This is a genomic window from Streptosporangium nondiastaticum, from assembly GCF_003011965.1.
GTDB lineage: Bacteria > Actinomycetota > Actinomycetes > Streptomycetales > Streptomycetaceae > Streptomyces > Streptomyces nondiastaticus.
Map to the genome: position 1 here is coordinate 1 of NZ_PXWG01000025.1, position 17,839 is coordinate 17,839.

At 73.1% G+C, this 17,839-nt stretch carries 15 protein-coding genes and 1 tRNA gene; 9 read left to right on the forward strand and 7 right to left on the reverse strand.

What is annotated here, in order from left to right; all coding sequences use genetic code 11:
- Both B7P34_RS12895 and B7P34_RS12900 read left to right on the forward strand, forming a co-directional pair.
- Positions 1 to 1,467 (forward strand): proton-conducting transporter transmembrane domain-containing protein (locus B7P34_RS12895; RefSeq protein WP_223267795.1); only part of this gene is annotated, 1,467 nt, incomplete at its 5' end.
- A 2-nt stretch (positions 1,468 to 1,469) separates the two neighbouring features.
- Positions 1,470 to 2,999 (forward strand): NADH-quinone oxidoreductase subunit C, encoded by a 1,530-nt coding sequence (locus B7P34_RS12900; protein ID WP_106676016.1) that lies wholly within the window; start codon positions 1,470 to 1,472, stop codon positions 2,997 to 2,999.
- A gap of 33 nt (positions 3,000 to 3,032) precedes the next feature.
- Here B7P34_RS12900 and B7P34_RS12905 read toward each other — a convergent pair whose 3' ends face one another.
- The 3 genes from B7P34_RS12905 to B7P34_RS12915 form a co-directional block, all read right to left on the reverse strand.
- Positions 3,033 to 3,221 carry a hypothetical protein gene (locus B7P34_RS12905; RefSeq protein ID WP_106676019.1) on the reverse strand — a complete coding sequence of 63 codons (189 nt, stop codon included), beginning with the start codon at positions 3,219 to 3,221 and terminating at the stop codon, positions 3,033 to 3,035.
- 141 nt (positions 3,222 to 3,362) lie between these two features.
- Positions 3,363 to 3,911, reverse strand: coding sequence for an AidA/PixA family protein (locus B7P34_RS12910; protein ID WP_106676020.1), 549 nt, complete (start codon positions 3,909 to 3,911; stop codon positions 3,363 to 3,365).
- A gap of 160 nt (positions 3,912 to 4,071) precedes the next feature.
- The gene (locus tag B7P34_RS12915; protein WP_223267796.1) at positions 4,072 to 4,626 is read right to left on the reverse strand and encodes an inclusion body family protein; all 555 of its coding nucleotides are present in this window, start codon (positions 4,624 to 4,626) and stop codon (positions 4,072 to 4,074) included.
- Positions 4,627 to 5,240: 614 nt separating this feature from the next.
- Here B7P34_RS12915 and B7P34_RS12920 point away from each other — a divergent pair.
- Both B7P34_RS12920 and B7P34_RS12925 read left to right on the forward strand, forming a co-directional pair.
- Positions 5,241 to 5,313: transfer RNA gene (locus tag B7P34_RS12920), tRNA-Ala, on the forward strand.
- A 61-nt stretch (positions 5,314 to 5,374) separates the two neighbouring features.
- Positions 5,375 to 6,787, forward strand: a complete 1,413-nt coding sequence (locus B7P34_RS12925; protein WP_223267797.1) for an SDR family NAD(P)-dependent oxidoreductase — start codon at positions 5,375 to 5,377, stop codon at positions 6,785 to 6,787.
- A gap of 60 nt (positions 6,788 to 6,847) precedes the next feature.
- On the opposite strand, the gene B7P34_RS12930 is transcribed toward B7P34_RS12925, so the two are convergent.
- Together B7P34_RS12930 and B7P34_RS12935 are read right to left on the reverse strand one after the other, a co-directional pair.
- On the reverse strand, positions 6,848 to 7,297 hold the full coding sequence (locus B7P34_RS12930; RefSeq protein WP_106676107.1) for a winged helix-turn-helix transcriptional regulator: 450 nt from the start codon (positions 7,295 to 7,297) through the stop codon (positions 6,848 to 6,850).
- 82 nt (positions 7,298 to 7,379) lie between these two features.
- Complete coding sequence (locus B7P34_RS12935) at positions 7,380 to 8,015, reverse strand: TetR/AcrR family transcriptional regulator (RefSeq protein ID WP_106676022.1); 636 nt, start codon at positions 8,013 to 8,015, stop codon at positions 7,380 to 7,382.
- 52 nt (positions 8,016 to 8,067) lie between these two features.
- Here B7P34_RS12935 and B7P34_RS12940 point away from each other — a divergent pair, with 52 nt between their 5' ends.
- From B7P34_RS12940 to B7P34_RS12960, 4 genes are all read left to right on the forward strand, one after another.
- A complete protein-coding gene (locus B7P34_RS12940) occupies positions 8,068 to 9,009 on the forward strand; it encodes a serine/threonine dehydratase (protein WP_106676024.1) in 942 nt (313 codons plus the stop codon).
- Between the two features lie 512 nt (positions 9,010 to 9,521).
- The gene (locus B7P34_RS12950) at positions 9,522 to 10,733 is read left to right on the forward strand and encodes an RNA-guided endonuclease InsQ/TnpB family protein (protein ID WP_223267798.1); all 1,212 of its coding nucleotides are present in this window, start codon (positions 9,522 to 9,524) and stop codon (positions 10,731 to 10,733) included.
- Positions 10,734 to 11,033, forward strand: coding sequence for a hypothetical protein (locus B7P34_RS12955; protein WP_106676026.1), 300 nt, complete (start codon positions 10,734 to 10,736; stop codon positions 11,031 to 11,033).
- Positions 11,030 to 12,382: a hypothetical protein gene (locus B7P34_RS12960; RefSeq protein WP_106676028.1), complete on the forward strand. Its 1,353-nt coding sequence runs from the start codon at positions 11,030 to 11,032 to the stop codon at positions 12,380 to 12,382. Before B7P34_RS12955 ends, B7P34_RS12960 begins: the two co-directional genes overlap by 4 nt.
- Here the strand turns inward: B7P34_RS12960 and B7P34_RS12965 are convergent.
- Complete coding sequence (locus tag B7P34_RS12965) at positions 12,357 to 14,111, reverse strand: ABC transporter ATP-binding protein (RefSeq protein ID WP_106676030.1); 1,755 nt, start codon at positions 14,109 to 14,111, stop codon at positions 12,357 to 12,359. The genes B7P34_RS12960 and B7P34_RS12965 overlap by 26 nt on opposite strands.
- 338 nt (positions 14,112 to 14,449) lie before the next feature.
- Between B7P34_RS12965 and B7P34_RS12970 the strand changes: the two genes are divergently transcribed.
- Positions 14,450 to 15,484, forward strand: coding sequence for a hypothetical protein (locus B7P34_RS12970; protein WP_223267799.1), 1,035 nt, complete (start codon positions 14,450 to 14,452; stop codon positions 15,482 to 15,484).
- A 25-nt stretch (positions 15,485 to 15,509) separates the two neighbouring features.
- On the opposite strand, the gene B7P34_RS12975 is transcribed toward B7P34_RS12970, so the two are convergent.
- Positions 15,510 to 17,660, reverse strand: a complete 2,151-nt coding sequence (locus B7P34_RS12975; protein ID WP_189382734.1) for a hypothetical protein — start codon at positions 17,658 to 17,660, stop codon at positions 15,510 to 15,512.
- Positions 17,661 to 17,839: the final 179 nt, after the last annotated feature.

Genomic DNA, 17,839 nt, shown 5'->3' on the forward strand with positions numbered 1-17,839 from the left:
TCCGGCAGGGGACCCGGCGCGCCGCCCCGCACCTGGGCCGCGCTCCGCGCCGCGCGCAGCGGCCCCGTGCCGCGCCCGCTCACCGGCCGGCTCGGGCTCGTCTCCCCGTTCGCGATCCTCACCTGCGGGGCCGCCCTCGCCTGCACCGTGCCCGACAGCGGGCCCGTCACCGCGTACGGGCGGCTGCTGCGCGCCGACGCGCTGACCGTCTGGATGCTCCTCACCGTCGGCGCGGTCGCCTGCCTGGCCTGCGCCGCCAACCCCGCCCACCTGGCTCACGAGCGCACCGACGAACCCGCGGCCCGCCGCTACCTCCTCCTCGTCCACGCCTTCCTCGCCGCCATGAGCGCCGCGGTCCTCGCCGCCAACCTCGGCGTGCTGTGGGTCGCCATCGAGGCCACCACCATCGTCACCGCCTTCCTCGTCGGCCACCGGCGCACCCGCGCCTCCGTCGAGGCCGCCTGGAAATACGTGGTGATCTGCTCGGCGGGCATCGCCCTGGCCTTCCTCGGCACCGTCCTCCTCTACTACGCGGCCCGCCAGGCCGGCATCCCGGAGGCGGACGCCCTGGACTGGCAGGCCCTCAGGGCGCACGCCGGCCGGCTCGACCCGTCCGTCACCCGGCTGGCCACCGGCCTCGTCGTCCTCGGCTTCGGCGCCAAGGCCGGCCTCGCGCCCCTGCACGCCTGGCTGCCCGACGCCCACAGCCAGGCACCCGCCCCCGTCTCGGCCCTGATGTCCGGCGTCCTGCTCTCCGTCGCCTTCGCGGGCCTCCTGCGCTACAAGGTGATCGCGGACACGGCCCTCGGCACGGGCTTCACCCGCACCCTGCTCGCGGGCGTCGCCGTCCTCACCCTCGCCCTGGCCACGGCGCTCCTGCTGGCCCAGCGCGACTACAAGCGCATGCTCGCGTACTCCAGCATGGAACACATGAGCCTGATCGCCCTCGGCACCGCCGTGGGCAGCCCGCTCGCCCTCTCGGCCGTCCTGCTGCACGTCGCGGGCCACGGGCTCGCGAAGACCGTGGCGTTCTGCGCCTCCGGCCACATCGCACGGCTGTGCGGCACGACCCGCATCGGCAGGATCCGCGGCCTGCTCGCCCACTCGCCGTGCCTCGGCACCGCCTTCGGCGCGGCCGTCGTGGCCCTGCTCGGGCTGCCGCCGTTCGGGCTGTTCGCCTCCGAACTGGGCATCGCGCGGGCGGGGTTCCTCTCCGGCCCCCGCTGGGCCCTGGCCGCGGCCCTCGTGCTGATGCTCGCGGCGTTCGCCGCCCTGGCCGCCCGCACCGCCCGCATGCTCCTGGGGCCGCCGCCGGGCGAGGACGACGAGGAGGAGCCCGTACCGCTCGGTGCCGACGCCGCGGCCCCCCTGGTCGCGGGCCTGGCCGCCTGCGCGGCCCTCGGCGTCACCACCGGGCCGCTCACCGCGCTGCTGTCCGAAGCCGGCGAGATCATCGGAGGCCGCTGAGCATGCAACCGGCCACCGCGCACCGCACCGTCACCGACATCGGCCCCGCCGAACTGCCCGGCAGAGCCGCCGACCTCCTGGTCGGCGGCCACCGCCTCGCCCTCGTCGCCGCCCACCACGACAGCGCCGACGAACCCGGCGGCCGGGCCGTCCGCGTCGTCTACCTCTTCGTCTCCGGCCCGCCCGACACCCGCACCGAACTCCACGTCCGCCTCGACCCCAAGGCCCCCGAACTCCCCACCCTCGCCCACCTCTCCTTCCCCGCCGGCCGCTTCGAGCGCGAGATGCGCGACCTGCACGGCATCGTGCCGCTGGGTCACCCGCTCCCGCACCGCCTCGTGCGCCACTTCCACTGGCCCCGCGGCTGGTACCCGATGCACCCCGACGCCGGCCCGCCACCGCCCTTCGCCGAACCCGAGGGCCCCTACCCCTTCCTGGAGGTCGAGGGGGAGGGCGTCTACGAGATCCCCGTCGGCCCCGTCCACGCCGGCATCATCGAACCCGGCCACTTCCGCTTCTCCGTCGTCGGCGAGACGATCATCAAGCTCAAGGCCCGGCTGTGGTTCGTCCACAAGGGCATCGAGAAGCTCTTCGAGGGCCGCACCCCCGACCAGGGCCTGCCGCTCGCCGAACGCATCAGCGGCGACACCGCCGTCGGCCACGCCCTGGCCTACTGCCTCGCCGTGGAGGAGGCCACGGGCGCCCACGTCCCCCTCGACGCCCGCCGCGCCCGCGCCCTCCTCCTCGAACTCGAACGCCTCCACAATCACGTCGCCGACCTCGGCGCGCTCTGCAACGACGTCGGCCACGGCATCCTGCACGCCCGCGCCCAGCACGTCCGCGAACGCCTGCTGCGCCTGAACCAGGAGGTCACCGGGCACCGGCTGCTGCGCGGCGGCGTCGTGCCCGGCGGCTCCGTGCTGCGCGCCGTGCCCGGCCCGGCCCGGCTCCGGGAGCTGGGCCGCGAGATCCGCGACATCGTCACCCTCGCCCTCGGCCACACCACCGTGCGCGACCGCTTCACCGGCACCGCCCGCCTGGACGTGACCGCCGCCCGCGACCTGGGCTGCCTCGGCTACGTCGCCCGGGCCAGCGGCCTGTCCGCCGACGCCCGCGCGAGCCACCCCTTCCACGACCACGGGGGAGCGCTGACCATCCCCGTCCACACCACCGGTGACGTCCTGGCCCGCTTCCTCGTCCGGGCCGAGGAGGCCGAGGCCTCGCTGGCGACGGCCGAGCGGCTCGCGGCCGGGCTGGAGGCCGGCCGGACCACGGGGACCTCGCTCGCCTGGCCGCCGCTGTTCGCCCGCAGCACCCGCCGCGCCGGGGTCGGCATCGTGGAGGGCTGGCGCGGCACGATCACCACGCGGGTCGAGCTCGGCGCGGGCGACACGCTCACCCGCGTCAAGACCGTCGACCCGTCCTTCTTCAACTGGCCCGCCCTGCCCGTGGCGCTGGCGGACACGATCGTCCCCGACTTCCCCCTGGCCAACAAGAGCTTCAACCTGTCGTACGCGGGCAACGACCTCTGACGCGGCTCACGGCCTCTGGCGCCGGCGCCGCCCTCAGGCGTCGGGGTCGACGCCGTGCAGGCGGGCGAGGCGCAGCACGTCGTCGAGCTCGTCGGCCGCGACGGCGGCCCCGTAGGCGTCCCCGTCGGTCTCGGCCTCCGCGAGGGCCTCCCGCGCCTCCCGCACGCGCCGTCGCACGGCCTCGGCGAATTCGCTCACGACGGCCCCCAGCGCGATGGGCATGGAACAGGAGACTCCCCTGAATTCTAGGGCCGAAACGTCGCGGTGGCGCCCCCTGGAGCGGCACTGACTTCCCCGGTCGCACCGGCTTCCCCGGTTGGACCGGCTGACGGGCCGTGCAGGCCCGGCGCCGGCGGTCGCCGATCAGATACCGCGCTTCACGATGGTGATGTCCGGGTCCCACCGGTAGAAGCCCACCCGGTCCTTGCCACTGATGACCTGGAAGCGGAACTCGTAGCCGGACCGGCCGTATGCCTCTATGACGCTGTACCAGAAATGGCTTTTGACGGTCGAGACGGTGTAGGAATCCTCGCCGTCCTTCGGGGCCGGATGAGGAATGACGGCGTCGCTGACCAGGGGCCTCGGCGGCGATATCAGTTCCTCGCCCTTTCTCGGCACGAACCGGTACAGCAGAGCACTGTGTTCGTCGTTGAACGAAAGTGCAGCCTCGCGCCACTTGATGACGTCGAGAAGTCCTGCCTTGATGGTCAGATCGGCTCCGGGGGATCCGGTGAACCTGTTCTGGCGGGTCAGTATGGAGATGAGGCTGCCGCTGACCGGTGTCGGTTCGTCGGGGTTGGTCGAGACCGGGTAGTTCTTGACGATGGTGTGGATGTCGAACATGACCAGTGCGTCGATGACGTGTTTGTCCCGCAGGGCGGGTATGTCTTCGAGGTCTGCTTCCGTTGCCACGGTTCCCTCTCCTCTGCGCCGGGGCAATGTGCCGGCAGAGCCCCCCGGTCGGCGGGGTGCTGAGGGAAATCACCACCCGAACGGCATGGGGGGCTCTGCCATGGTGCCGTAACGCTCGCTTACCGGCTCTTCCGTCCCGGCGGCCCGGGACGGAAGGGAATCACTGACCGCGCTTCACGATGGTGATCCTCGGGTCCCACCGGTAGAAGCCGATCCGCTTCCCGGACCCGTCGATGAGCTGGAAGAAGAACTCGTACACGACCGTGCCGGTCGCCAGGGCCGTCGTGCCCCAGTGGTGCCCCTTGACGTCCTGGGTCTGGAAGTCGTACTCCGGCTGCTTCCTCCTGGGGTAGGGGACGACGACATCGGCGACCAGGGGGCCCGGGGGAGATATGAGCTCTTCCCCGCTCTTGGGAACGAATCGGTACAGCAGGGCGCTGTACTCGGTGTTGAGCGACAGCGTCGACTCACGCCACCTGATGACGTCGAGGGGGTTGGCCTTGAGGTTCAGCTCGGCGCCGGGGTAACCGATGATCCGGTCCTGGCGCGTGGTCATGTAGATGAGGCTGCTGCTGACCCCGGTCGGCCTGTCGGGGTTGGTCGAGGCCGGGTAGTTCTTGACGATGGTGTAGGCGTCGAACGTGACCAGCACGTCGATGATTTGCGAGTTCTGCGGGGCGGGGAGCATCTCGGGGATTTCTTCTTCCGTCGTCACGACTCTCTCCTTTGCTGCACAGGCCGTACCGGCCGGAGGAATTGCGCAGGGGAGCTCACCACTCGTGTGGGGAGAGCGGGCCGCGCAGAGTGCCTTTCGTCGCGTCGAGGCGAAATCGGTTTCGCATTTCACGCCCGTCCGCTCGATTGCGCGTCACACACTCGCACCGGATGGATGAGCTGACAAGCTCAAGTCACCGAGGGCGTAGGTGTTTCTGGACAGGAATAGTCCATGCCATGCCGGCCCGGGGCGGCCCGAAATTTCCACCTCTCCGGCAACACGGAGGGCGCAAGGACAGCTTGCGTCACATCGGCGACTTGCGCGTCGCTCTGAGCGTGGCGTGTGATGTCGCTGAGGCCGGGGAAAACGGAAGGGTGCGGCCGGGCGGGTTAGTTCGGCAGTCTCCGTGACGGAATCGTGAGCGCCCCACCTGACGGGAAGTCATGTGCTGATGGCAAACGAATCACCCGGATCCGCCGGAGACGGATGGACCTCAGGCCGGGGCCGGCCGCCAGGTCCCGAAGGCGGCGGCTTCGGCGGCGGCATGCGGCATCCCTGTGCAGTGGAATCCGTTTGGCTGTGGTCAAGACGATGGGTAAGGTTCTGCCCAATGCCCGTACGTAGCGCAGAGGCAGGCGCGCCGTCATGGCATGACGGAGGACGCCGGTTCGAATCCGGCCGTACGGGCAGGTTCAAGACTTGAGCGAGGCGGGGCCCTGCCCTGTTACGGGGGCGGGGGCACGCGTACGTGAGCGGCACCGCCGGCGCTGCCGGCAACACCGGCGTCACTGACATCACTGACGTCACCGAGGAGGAGCTCGCAGCGTTCGGCCGAGTGGTCGGCAGGCTGCGAGAGCTGCCCCTGGACGATCCCGTACGGCTGCGCGCCGAGCAAGTGGCCTCGTCCTTCGTCCGCGACGGGCGTCACCGCCGTCGCAGGATCCGGCGCCAGGAGCAGGCCGCCGCCGACGCCGCCGTGGCCGCCGCGACGGCGACCGGAGCCCTCGACCGCCGCGAGGACGCACCCCTGATCACCCCCGGCTCCCCGGGCACCTACGGCCGCCCCCGCCGCTGCTACGTCTGCAAGTCCCACTACCGGACCGTCGACGCCTTCTACCACCTGCTCTGCCCGGCCTGCGCCGCCGACAACACCCTCCGGCGCGGCCTGCGCACCGACCTGACGGGCCGCCTGGCGCTGCTCACCGGCGGCCGCGTCAAGATCGGCTTCCAGCTCGCCCTGATGATGCTGCGCGACGGCGCCGAGCTGCTGGTCACCAGCCGCTTCCCGCGCGACACCGTCCGCCGCTTCCGCGCCGCCGAGGGCAGCGAGGCGTGGCTGGACCGGCTCACCGTGATCGGGATCGACCTGCGTGACCCGCGGCAGGTGCTCGGGCTGTGCGAGCGGCTGCGGGCCGAGGGCCGCCCGCTGGACATCCTCGTCAACAACGCCGCGCAGACCATCCGCCGGCCGCCCGGGGCCTACGCGCCGCTCGTCGCGGGGGAGTCGCGCGCTCTGCCCGCCGGCCCGGCCGGAGCGGAGGTGTGGGAGGCCCCCGGCTTCCGGACGCCGTACGCACTGGAAGGTACCGGGGCCGGTGCGGGCGCGTCGGCGGCGCTCGGGCTCGTCCTGCCGCCCGCCGCGCAGGTCGACGAATCCGGGCTGGTGCCCGACCGCGCCGCGGCCAACTCCTGGTCCGCGCGCATCGGGGAGCTGGACCCGGCGGAGCTGCTGGAGACGCAGCTGGTCAACGCGCTCGCCCCCGCGCTCCTGTGCGACCGGCTGCTGCCGCTCCTGCTGGCCTCGCCGCACCCGCGCCGCTACGTGGTCAACGTGACGGCGGTCGAGGGCCGCTTCGCCGTGCGCAACAAGTCCGCGGGGCATCCGCACACCAACATGGCCAAGGCCGCGCTCAACATGCTCACCCGCACCAGCGGCCACGAACTCGCCGCCAGGGGCGTCCACATGTGCAGCGTCGACACCGGCTGGATCACCGACGAGAACCCGGCGCCGAAGAAGGAGTGGATGGCCGCGCACGGCTTCCGCACCCCGCTGGACATCGTGGACGGGGCGGCCCGGGTCTACGACCCGATCGTGCGCGGCGAGGCCGGGGACCCGGTCTCGGGCGTCCACCTCAAGGACTACCGCGTCGCCGAGTGGTGAGCAGGGCCCGCGGGGCGCCGGGCGGAACCCGCCGGGTGCCGAGCGGGCCCCGAGGACCCGTCAGGCCGCGCCCTCCACGCTCCATCCCGGCACCTGGAAGCGCGCGGTGATCGCCGAGCCGTCGACCTCCTCGCCGCAGCAGCGGCAGACGACGGCCGGGTCGAGGTCGGCACCGCAGGAGTGCTCGAACACCGTCGGCGGCACGTCCGCCAGATGCTTGTCGCCCCAGCTCATCAGCATGATGAGGACGGGCCGCAGATCGTGCCCGGCCGCGGTGGGGCAGTACTCGAAGCGCGCCGGCCGTTCGCTGTAGGGAACCTTCTCCAGCACTCCCGCCTCCACCAGGCGGCGCAGCCGGGAGGCCAGGATGTCGCGCGGGGCCCCGGTGTTGCGGGCGATCGCGTCGAAGCGCCGGACTCCGAAGAAGACCTCACGCAGCACGAGCAGGGAGTACTTCTCGCCGACCACACCGAGCGCGTCGGCGATCGAACAGGGGCGCGGCTTCGTCATGTTCCCCATCGTAGAACAGCAGGATTTGCTTCCCCAACCCTTGCGGTGAGGCGCATCCGTTTCGCCGGCCGGCCCACGGGCCTCACGGGTGCGCCGCCTCGATCAGCTGACGCAGCGCGCCGTAGTAGACCTCATGGTCCGTCATGCCGGGCAGGATGACGTCCATGCCGCCTGTCAGGACGGGGAACTGTGCGGGGTCGAGCGAGGCCAGCGCGGTGCGGGTGCTCCTGACGGTGAGCGCGGGGTCGCGGTGGTCGACGAACGTGGCGCTGCCGAGCGTGAGCAGGTACATCCGCCGGTAGGTGCGGAACGCCTGCTCCGGCGTCATCCCCGCGGCGACGCTGTCGGCGAGCGCGGGTTCGACCAGGCGGGCCAGCAACTGCGGGCTGAGCCAGGGGCGCGAACCGCGCAGGGCGACCAGCCCCGGGTGTGCGGTGAGCAGCTCGTACAGCGCCCTGAAGCGCCGCTCCGTGGCCTCGGCCCAGCCGGTGCCCGGCGGGATCTCGGGCAGGCCGGCGGCGAGGTGGTCGGTGCACAGGTCGATCAGGCCGCCCAGGTCCGTGCAGCGGCGGTGGATCGTCGCGTGGGACACGCCCAGCCGCTCGGCGAGGGAGCGGAAGCTCAGGGCGGAGGGGCCCTCCTCGTCGATGATCGCGAGGGCGGTGCGGGCGATGAGGTCCGGGGTCGCCCGGGCGAGGGAGGGAGAGTGCCGCGGCATGTGAAACAGCGTATCGTACGACGTATCATCGGCTGCTTCGAGGAGAGAACCCGTGCACGAGCTCACCTACGGCGACGTCGAAAGAGCCGCCGCCCGCATCGCCGGCCGCACCCGCCCGGTCGCCGTCACTCCCGCCGGCACCGGCCGCGCGCGGTTGGCCCTGGAGTTCATGCAGCACACCGGGTCCTTCAAGGCGCGCGGCGCCTGGAACTTCCTGGCGGCCCACCGCGAGGCCGGCACCCTGCCCCCGGCCGGCGTCACCATCGCCTCCGGCGGCAACGCCGGACTGGCCTGCGCCTGGGCCGCCCGGCAGCAGGGACTGCCCGCGACCGTCTTCCTGCCCGGGAACGCCCCGCAGGTGAAGGCCGACCGGCTGCGCGGCTACGGCGCCGACGTCCGCCTCGCCGGCACGGAGTACGCCGAGGCGCTCGCCGCCTGCGAGGAGTTCGCGCGCACCAGCGGCGCCCTCGCGAGCCACGCCTACGACCACCCGCTGATCGCCGCGGGCGCGGGCACCCTCCTCGACGAGATCCGCGCCGCCGTCCCCGGCCTGGACACCGTCGTCGTCGCGGTCGGCGGCGGCGGGCTCTTCGCCGGCGTCGCGGCCGCCGCCCGGCACCACGGCATACGGACCGTCGCCGTCGAGCCCGCCGGCAGCCGGGCCCTCCACGCCGCCCTGGAGGCCGGGCACGTCGTCGATGTCACGGTCGACTCGGTCGCGGCGGACGCGCTCGGCGCCCGCCGCGTCTCCGGGACGGCCCTGGCCGCGGCCCGCCACGCGGACGTCACCTCCCTCCTCGTACCGGACGAGGCGATCACCGCCGCGCGGCAGGCCCTGTGGGACGAGCGCCGCATCGCGGTCGAGCCCGCCGGCGCGACGGCGCTTGCCGCGCTCGCGCCGGGAGGCCCGTACGTGCCCGCGGAGGACGAGACGGTCGCCGTCGTCCTCTGCGGCGCGAACACGGACCCGGCGGACCTGGTCCGCCGAGCCTAGGCCTGGCGGCGAAAGTGCCTGGCGGTGGCAGGCGGTCGCCGGGTGGCCAAGGGCCGTCACCTTGCCGCCGGGCTTGCGGTCGGACGTGACCGCCTGCCCGCCGACCGCGCCGGCCGGCGCCGCCGGCATGGCGTCGCCACCCGCCGCCTCCCGGTCGGCCTTGCCTACGAGTGTCTCTTCCGGCGCGGAATCCTCTTCTTCCTCGACCAGGACGGGGCCCGTGTCGCCGGAGTGCTCTGCGCCCGCCCCCGCGACGGCCGCGTTCTGACGATGCGCCTCCTCGGTGTCCTCGACGGGGCCCGCCGGTACTACACCGGCGGCGTGGTGGACGTGATCCCGTTCGCCGTTGAACTCGCGCAGCTCCGCGTTCGCCTTGGCGCGCACCTCCCGCGTGATCACTTCGCACCGGCTCAGGATCTCGTCGGTGAAGACTCCGCGCCGGTACCGCTGCGATCAAGGCGGATATCGGGGTTTGGGTCCCATCGGGGTGGCATAGACACGATGATGGGTGCGTGAAGGTGGTCGTGCAGGTCAAGCTCACGCCGTCGCCCGAGGTGGCCGTGGCGCTTGAGGCGACCCTGTTCACCTGCAACAACGCGGCGAACTGGCTGCCTTGGCGCGCCCAGGGCCGCGAGGACGACCGGGACAGGACCCGCAAGGCGTTGCAGCCCTTCGCCTACGCCGAGCTGAAAGCCCGTGGTCTGTCCGCGCAACCGGCGCTGCACGTGATCCGGAAGGTGGCGGACGCGTACGCGACCCGCAAGGCGAACCTGAAGGCCGGGAATTACGGTAAGAAGGACTCCACGCGATACCAGCGCATCGTCGACACCCCGGTCCGTTTCCGGCCGGACGCAGCGCAGAGTTTTGACGACCGGTGCCTGTCCTGGCAGTACGACGCGGGCACCGTGTCCATGTGGACCATCACTGGCCGCATCCGTGGCGTGCCATTCGTCTGCTCGCCCGGCGCGCTCAAGATGCTCTCCGGGTACCGCAAGGGTGAGACTGACCTCATCCGCCGCGACGGTTCCTGGTATCTGATCGCCACCTGCGAGATACCGGCGGCCGAGCTGAACACCCAGCCGTCCGGCTTCCTCGGTGTGGATCTCGGCATAGCGAACATCGCCACCACGAGCGATGAGGGCGAGACGTTCGCCGGGGAGAAGCTGAACAAGTACCGCCGCCGGATGATGCGTGTCCGCGCCGAACTCCAGGCACGAGGCACCAAGTCCGCAAAGCGGAAACTGAAGAAGCGCGCCCGCCGCGAGGCCCGGCACGCCACCCACATCAACCACGTCATCTCGAAACGCATCGTGACCGAGGCTGAACGCACCGGACGCGGAATCGGTCTGGAAGACCTGACCGGCATTCGCGAACGGGTACGGCTCCGCAAGCCCCAACGGGTCGCGCTGCACTCCTGGGCATTCGCCCAGCTCGCCGCCTTCGTGAAATACAAGGCCGAGCGAGCCGGGGTCCCCTTCGTCCAGGTCGATCCCGCCTACACGAGCCAGACGTGCTCATGGTGCGGGCACACCGAGAAGGCCAACCGTCCCACGCAGGAACTCTTCGCCTGCCGGTCATGCGGGGTCGTTGCCCACGCAGACCACAACGCGGCCCGCAACATCGCGGCCCGCGCCGAACACGTCTGGGCTGCCATCAACCAGCCCCATGCAGCGGACACCTCTGGTGCTCCAGCCGCAAACCCGGCCCCTTTAAGGGCCTGGTAGTTGATACAGCGCTTCCACCCCGAGTGCCGGCTGCCGGACGACCACTTCGGCGGCAAGCGCCTCGTCCTGCGCGTCCTGCGCGACACCCCGGCCGTACGGGACTTCCTCGCGGCCAACCCGCTGATCGCGCTCGGCGACGACGGCCTCGAAGCCCTCTACTTCCACGACGCGGACCGGCCGCCCCGCACCGGCCTGGCCTGGCGGTGCCCGGGCATCCGCCGCGCCCGCCACGTCCCGCTCGACACCTTCGCCCGGGGCCTGCCCCGGGAGGACGGCCCACCCCGCGGAGGCAGGCCATGACGACGCACACCCGGCCGCAGCACCACCCCTGGTTCGGCTCCTACGCCCTCTCCCGGCCGCCCCGGCTCGGCGCGGCCGGCGTCCGCGACGTCCTCCTCCGGGAGATGGACGACATCGGATTCCACCAGGATCTCGTCTCCGCCCGGCCCCTGCTCGTGCCCCCGCAAAGCGCCGCCGAGCTCTACGGAGCCGCCGCCCGGCTCCTCGCCCTGCTCCGGAAGGCCCTGCTCGCGAGCGGTCCCACGCCCCGCCACCGGATGGCCGCCCTGGGAACCGACGAGTCCCTGCACCCCCTGTTCACCGACGACCGGACCGAAGAGCGCTACTGCGCCTGCATGGCCCGCCCGGACGCCGTGATCGGCGAGCACGGACCGCAGTTCCTGGAGTTCAACGTCGGCGGCGCCGTCGGAGGAGCCGTCCACACGCACATGCTGACCCGGGCCTGGCGCCACGTGCACGCCGACGTCGACCGGCTCCCCTTCGACGCGCCCTCCCTGTTCGGCGCCCGCCGCCGCGTCTTCGCCACCGTCTGCGAAGAGCTGAAGCAGGCCCCCGGGGTCGCCCTGCTCGGCACCCTCCGCGACCTGCCCGGCGTACGGACCACCCGCTACTTCGACGCCGAGGTCCACCACCTGCGCCGGCACGGCTTCGCCGCCGAGTTCTTCGAACCGGAGGAGCTCGACCGCGGCCACGGCCCCGGCGGCCGCTTCCGCTACCCCCTCGGACTGCGCCACTTCACGGTCACCGAGTGGCGCCGGCACGGCATCGACCTCGCCCCCGTCCGCAGGGCCCTCGACGCCGGCTGCACCTTCCTCGCCCCGCAGACCGCCTTCCTCGTCTCCAACAAGAAGGTCCTCGGCTGGGTCTCCGAGGGGCTCCCCTGGATGACTGCCGCCGACCGCGCGCTCGTGCGCCGCTACCTGCCCTGGACCCGCGTCGTCGGCGACCGCCGCGTCACCTGGCGAGGCAGGTGCACCGGCCTCGGCGAGCTGCTGCTGCGCCGCCGGCGGCGGTTCGTCCTGAAGAAGGCCGTCGGCATGTGCGGCGACGGCGTGCTCCTCGGGCCCTCCACCGACCCCGCGGTGTGGCGGCGCGCCGTCGAGGCGGCCCTGCGGGACGAGGACAGCATCGCCCAGGAGTACGTCGAGGCCGGCCGCTGCGCCGCCGAGGTGACCGACGGGACGGAGTCCGGCACCCGCCCCGCCACGATCGCCCCGCTCCTCGGCCCGTACGTCATGGCCGGCAGGCCGGCGGGGTGCCTGGTCCGGTACTTCGCCGACGGTTCGAGCGGCATCGTCAGCATGTACGGGCACGGAGCCCTCATCAACGTCCTGCTGGCCGCCCGGTAGCCGGTCCCGGTCCGGCCGGGGCCAGCGCCACCGTCCCCGTCGCCGTCTCCAGCAGCGCCGGCCGGTGCGTGACCATGACCACCGTCCGGTGCGCCACCAGCCGGCCCAGCGCGGCCACCACCAGCCGCTCCGCCTCCGCGTCGAGCCCCGACGTCGGCTCGTCCAGCAGCACGATCGGCGCGTCGGCGAGCAGGGCGCGGGCGATCCCCACCCGCTGGCGCTGCCCGCCCGACAGCCCGCCGCCGCAGTCCCCGAGCCGCGTGCCGAGCCCGTCGGGGAAGCCGTCGGTGAACGCCGTGACCAGCGCCGCCTCCGCGGCCGCGCGCACCTGCCGCGGGCTCGCGTCCGGCCGCGCGTAGCGGATGTTGTCGGCGATCGTCCCGGCGAACAGGAACGTCTCCTGCAGCACGGCCGTCACCTGGCGGCGCAGCCACTCCTCGGGCAGGTCGGCCGTCGCCGTCCCGTCGATGCGGACCGTGCCGCGCGTGGGCCGGTACAGGCCCGCGACCAGCGCGAGCGCCGTCGACTTGCCCGCCCCGTTGGGCCCGGTGAGCGCGATCCGCTCACCGGGGGCGATCTTGAGGTCGAGGCGGTGCAGCGCGCGCCGGTCGCCGTAGTCCATCGACACCCCGGCGAAGTCGACACGGCCCCGCGCGCGGTGCGGCAGGCCCCGCGCCCCGGCCCGCACCGGCGCCCGCAGCGGGCACGGCTCGGCGAGGACCGCGGCGACGCGCTCGGCCGACGCCTGCCCCTGGGCGAAGGTGCCGGAGAGCTTGGACAGGGCCCGCAGCGGGGCCACCATGCCCGTCAGATAGCCGAGCGCGACGACGAGGTGGCCGGTGCTCCACCACCCGCGCAGCACCCCCACGCCGCCCGTCCACAGCAGCGCCGCCGTCGCGGCGGCCGTCACCGACTCCAGCAGCGGCACCCGGCGGGCCTGGACGTCCACGGCCTCCAGGCCCGCGCTCAGCACGCCGCGGCTGCCCGCCGCGAAGTCCCGGTCGTGCACGCCGTGCCCGCCGAAGGCGTGCACCGTCCGGATGCCCTGCAGCGCCTCGGTGACCAGGGCCGTCAGCTCGCCCTCCGCCTCCCGGCGCCGCCGCGCCGCCCGGTGGCCGCGCCGCCGGTTGCGGACGCCGAGGAACAGGACCGCCGGGACGGCCGCGACGCCGATCAGGCCGAACCGCCAGTCCAGCACGAGCAGCGCGGCCGCGTACCCGGTGGCCGAGAGCACGCCGGGGAAGAGCACCGAACAGAACGCCACCAGAGCGTCCTTGACGGCCCCGCAGTCGGTGATCACCCGGCTCGCCGACCCGCCCACGGTCTGCCGGTCGTGATAGCTCAGCGGCAGCCGCTGCAGGTGGGCGAACGTCTCGCGGCGGATCGCGGCGCTCATCCGCTCGCCCGCGCCGTTCATCAGCCGGTCGCCCGCGTAGTCGAAGGCGGCGGACACCAGCGCCACCAGCACGACCAGGGCCGCGGCGGCGGTGAGCATGGCGGTCCGGCCGGTGCCGAGGACGCCCAGCAGCGGGCCGAGGGGGCTGCCGCGTGAGGCACCCGGCCCGAGCACGTGGTCGATGACGGCGGCGACCGGCCACGGCGTCACCAGGTCCGCGGCCGTCTCGCAGAGCCGCATCCCGACCCCGAGGGCGAAGAGCCTGCGGTAAGGGGCGCCGAACCCGCGGAAGAACCGCAGCAACGGGCGGTGCGGCGTGAAAGGGGTCCTCATCAGCACTCCCGGCAGGCCCGCCACCGCGGCGGGCAGGCGCCCGCCCGCAGGCTGACGCCGTGTCAGCCGTTCTCATGGTCGGCACGGCGGCGCCGCATGCAATCCGGCACGCTGAGAGGCCGGCGAATCCCCTCCGGAATCACCGGGCCCGACCACCATGCGGACGGCGCGGGCCGGCCGGGGCGCACGGGGACGGACGAGCGGGCCCGCGGTCCCACGGCCGGCTGCGGGCGAGCGGGGTTCCCGCCCCGCTGCCCGCACGGGAGCACCGCACGGGAGCACGCCGGCTTGTCCCGTTCCGCCGTCCGGCGTGCGCCGGAGCCACTAGGGTCGGCCGGGTGCGCAGTCGCCTGTACGTCACAGCGTTCCTGGCCGCCCTCGCCCTGACGGCCTGCAGCAGCTCCGGGTCCCCGCAGCCGCCGGCCCCCTCCGACGGACGGGCGGCCACCCGGTCCGACGGCGCGCAGCTGCTCTACCGGGGCAAGGGGCGGGCCAGCGCGCAGAACCCCGCCTTCTCGCCCGACGGCAAGTCCGTGCTCTTCACGCTCTTCGAGGACGGCTACAACGAGGGCGCCGCCGCGCTGCGCGTCCTCCCGCTGCAGGGCGGCGACGCCGCCGGGCGCCCGAAGACCCTGCTCGACGAGGCCGACAAGGCCGCCGTCAACCTGCCCGGCTCCAGCTGGCACCCCTCGGCCGGGGTGACCTTCGCCTCGGACCGGGAGGGCGGCCGCGACGAGGTGTGGGTGATGCCGCCCGGCGGCGGCCGGCCCTCCCGCGTCACCGAGCACAGCGGCGACTCCGGCTACCTGGAGCCCAGCTTCTCGCCCGACGGGACGTGGATCGTCTTCCAGGAGATCCGGGAGAAGGGTGCGGACCCGGGGGACGGCGGCAGTGCGCTCGGCTCCCTCTGGAAGGTCCGGCGGGACGGCACCGGGCGCACCCGCCTCCTGGACGGCCCCGCCACCGGCACGGACAACCGCCAGCCCAACTGGTCGCCCAAGGGCGACCGGCTGGTCTTCCAGCGGCGCGAGCGCGGCGCGCGGGCCTGGGCGCTGTACGTGATGAACGCCGACGGCAGCGGCCTGCGACGGCTCACCGACGGTCCCGGGGAGCACACCGACCCGAGCTGGTCGCCCGACGGCGGGTCGGTGGTCTTCTCCTCCACCGCCGGCGGCCTGGAGGTGCCGCAGATCTTCGTGATCCCGGCCGGCGGCGGCCGGCCCGTCCGGGTGACCACGCGCGACGGCGACTACGACGGCGCGCCGAGCTGGTCACCGGACGGGCGGTGGATCGCCTTCGAGTCCCACGCGGGGGACGAGGACCGGCCCACGTCGCTGTGGCGGATCCCCGCCCCCGGAACGGACGGGCCGTGAGAGGGGTGCCGGCCGGTGGTGACGGTCAGTCCGTGGTGACGGTCAGCAGTGAGTACTGGGACACCGTCAGGGACACCGTGGCCGTACCGCCCGCCGTCTGCCAGGCGACCGGCTGCGGAGCCGGCGAGGCCCCGTCCGGCGAGCTCACCGTGGCGGCCAGCACCTGCTTGCCCGCGGGCAGCTTCAGCGCGACCGAGCAGGCGGCCGGCTTCGTGCTGAAGGCCGCCGGCGTGTCACCGAAGCCCGTGAAGTTGACCAGCTGGACGACCGTGTCGGCGCCGAGCCGGCTCACCTCCATGTGGATGCGCCGGTCGCCCGTGAGCTCCACCGACGGCGGCGCCGCCGCCCGTACGGGCGCGAGCAGCAGGTCGGCGCTCGCCTGGTCCGTCTTCGCGAGGTAGCTGCGGCCGGCCAGGTCCTTGACGTACCAGCACGTCCCCTGACCGAAACGATTCTGCTTGGTCGTAGGCAGCGGATCGCCCTTGCGGAACCCGAGCACGTCGGCCAGCGCGTACTCGCTGCGGGGCGTGCCCAGCCCGTCGAGGCCGGTCGGCAGGGGGCCCGTGACGACGACCGTCCCGCCGCCCGCCACGTACTCCCGCAGGACCGCGGCCTCGGCGTCGGACACGGCCTGCAGGTTCGGCAGCATCAGGACGCGGTACGGGGCGAGGTCGGCGGCGGACAGGTGCGGGCTCGGGACGGTGGCGAAGGGAACGTGGGCGTACACCAGCGCCTTGACCGTGCCGCGGAACTCGCCCAGCCACGCCTGACTCGTGCAGCTCTCCTCCACGCTGCCCGAGGCCCACCAGTCCTTGACCCCCGACGGCGCCTTCGCGTTGGCGTACATGCCGGTGCCGGCCGAGGGGCTGACGTAGTCCCGCGAGGCCGAGGAGTGGTAGACGCCGACCTCGGCCGCCGGGACCGCGTCGTAGAGCTTCTGCTGGTTGGCGGCGACGAAGGCGTACATGCGGGTGCGCATCGCCTTGTCGGTGGTCTCGTTCTTGAACGGGCTCTTGACCTCGTACGGATTGCAGCCGGCCGCCAGCAGCTCGGCCATCACCAGCGACGCGTCGTCGGCCTTCCAGCCGTACGAGAACGCCCACGCGGGCTTCGGCCCGCTCGCGGCGCGCGCGTACTTGTACATCGATATCAGGCATGTCCAGTCCGTCGCCGTGGCGTGGCGCATCCCGTCGTAGTTGCCGAGGATGTCCACTTCCCAGACGTGGCTCACGCCCTCGGCCTTGCGCAGATACGCCCCGTCGAGGCCGACCAGCGTGGCGTACTGGTAGTCCATGCTCACGGTCTCGGCGAAGGTGACCAGCTCCGGGTTGACCGAACGGCCGGCGGCGGCGATGTCGAGCTGCCACTGGTTGAGGTTGCGGTGCCGCCACTCCACGTAGCGGCGGAAGGTCAGGTCGGAGAAATCGGCCTTGGCGGGGAGGGCGAGGCCGGTGTCGGCCTTGAAGGCGTCCGCCGCCCAGGTGGAGGCGTCGCACCAGCTCAGCGCCCCGTCGAAGTAGATCGGCACGTCCGGCCAGATGGCGTCCACGCCCGTGGCGGCGAGGGACTTGACGCGGCCGAGGTAGTAGTCGCGCCAGGGGGAGTTGGGGCTCAGCCAGCAGCTCTCGTCGCCCGGGTCGACCCAGACGACCAGGCTGCCGTAGAAGACGTTGGGCTTGCCGTCGAGGGAGCGCTGCACCCAGGCCTTGCCCTCGCCGTTCTTGTAGAACGACCGGCCGCTCTCGCCGCCGACGCTGATGAGCTCCAGCGACGGGTAGTACATGACCACGCGGATCCCGGCGGCGTGCGCCAGCTCCACGAAGCTCTTGACCTTGCCCATGTGCGCGGTGAACTCCGCGGGCGTCAGCCAGTTCGACAGGACGGTGTCGAGCTCGATGACGCTGACGTTCTGCGCCTTGAGCGCCGTGATCACGGGCTTCATGTCGCGCTGCGGGTCGGCGTCCTCGTCGAACGTGCCGTCGGCCAGCCGGGCGTAGCGGCTCCACTCGGGGAAGAGCCCCTGCCGGGCCGCGGCCGGTGCCCAGGCGGGCTCGGCTTCGGGGGCACCGGGGAGGTGGGGGAGCCGGGGGAGGAGCTGTGCGGCGAGCGCGCCGCCGCCCGCCCCCAGGCCGGTGCGTAACAGGGCTCTCCGGCTGAATCTTCGCATGGTGCTCATGGGTGTCCCCTCGGTTTCACAACGGTGTGACGGGGTCTGCACGGTGCTCGCAAAGTCTGCCCGATCAGCCGTGCGCGGTCGGGAGGATTCCGGATATCGCGGCGCGACGGCCCCGTGCCGGGACATCTGCCATCAGAAGGAAAACCGGCCGATATCGCTCTCGTACGGAGTAGCCGCGG

Coding starts and splice junctions, on each gene's coding strand:
- B7P34_RS12900 (WP_106676016.1), top strand. CDS start 1,470: ATGCAACCGGCCACCGCGCACCGCACCGTCACCGACATCGGCCCCGCC.
- B7P34_RS12905 (WP_106676019.1), bottom strand. CDS start 3,221: ATGCCCATCGCGCTGGGGGCCGTCGTGAGCGAATTCGCCGAGGCCGTG.
- B7P34_RS12930 (WP_106676107.1), bottom strand. CDS start 7,297: ATGACGAAGCCGCGCCCCTGTTCGATCGCCGACGCGCTCGGTGTGGTC.
- B7P34_RS12935 (WP_106676022.1), bottom strand. CDS start 8,015: ATGCCGCGGCACTCTCCCTCCCTCGCCCGGGCGACCCCGGACCTCATC.
- B7P34_RS12960 (WP_106676028.1), top strand. CDS start 11,030: ATGACGACGCACACCCGGCCGCAGCACCACCCCTGGTTCGGCTCCTAC.
- B7P34_RS12965 (WP_106676030.1), bottom strand. CDS start 14,111: ATGAGGACCCCTTTCACGCCGCACCGCCCGTTGCTGCGGTTCTTCCGC.
- B7P34_RS12975 (WP_189382734.1), bottom strand. CDS start 17,660: ATGAGCACCATGCGAAGATTCAGCCGGAGAGCCCTGTTACGCACCGGC.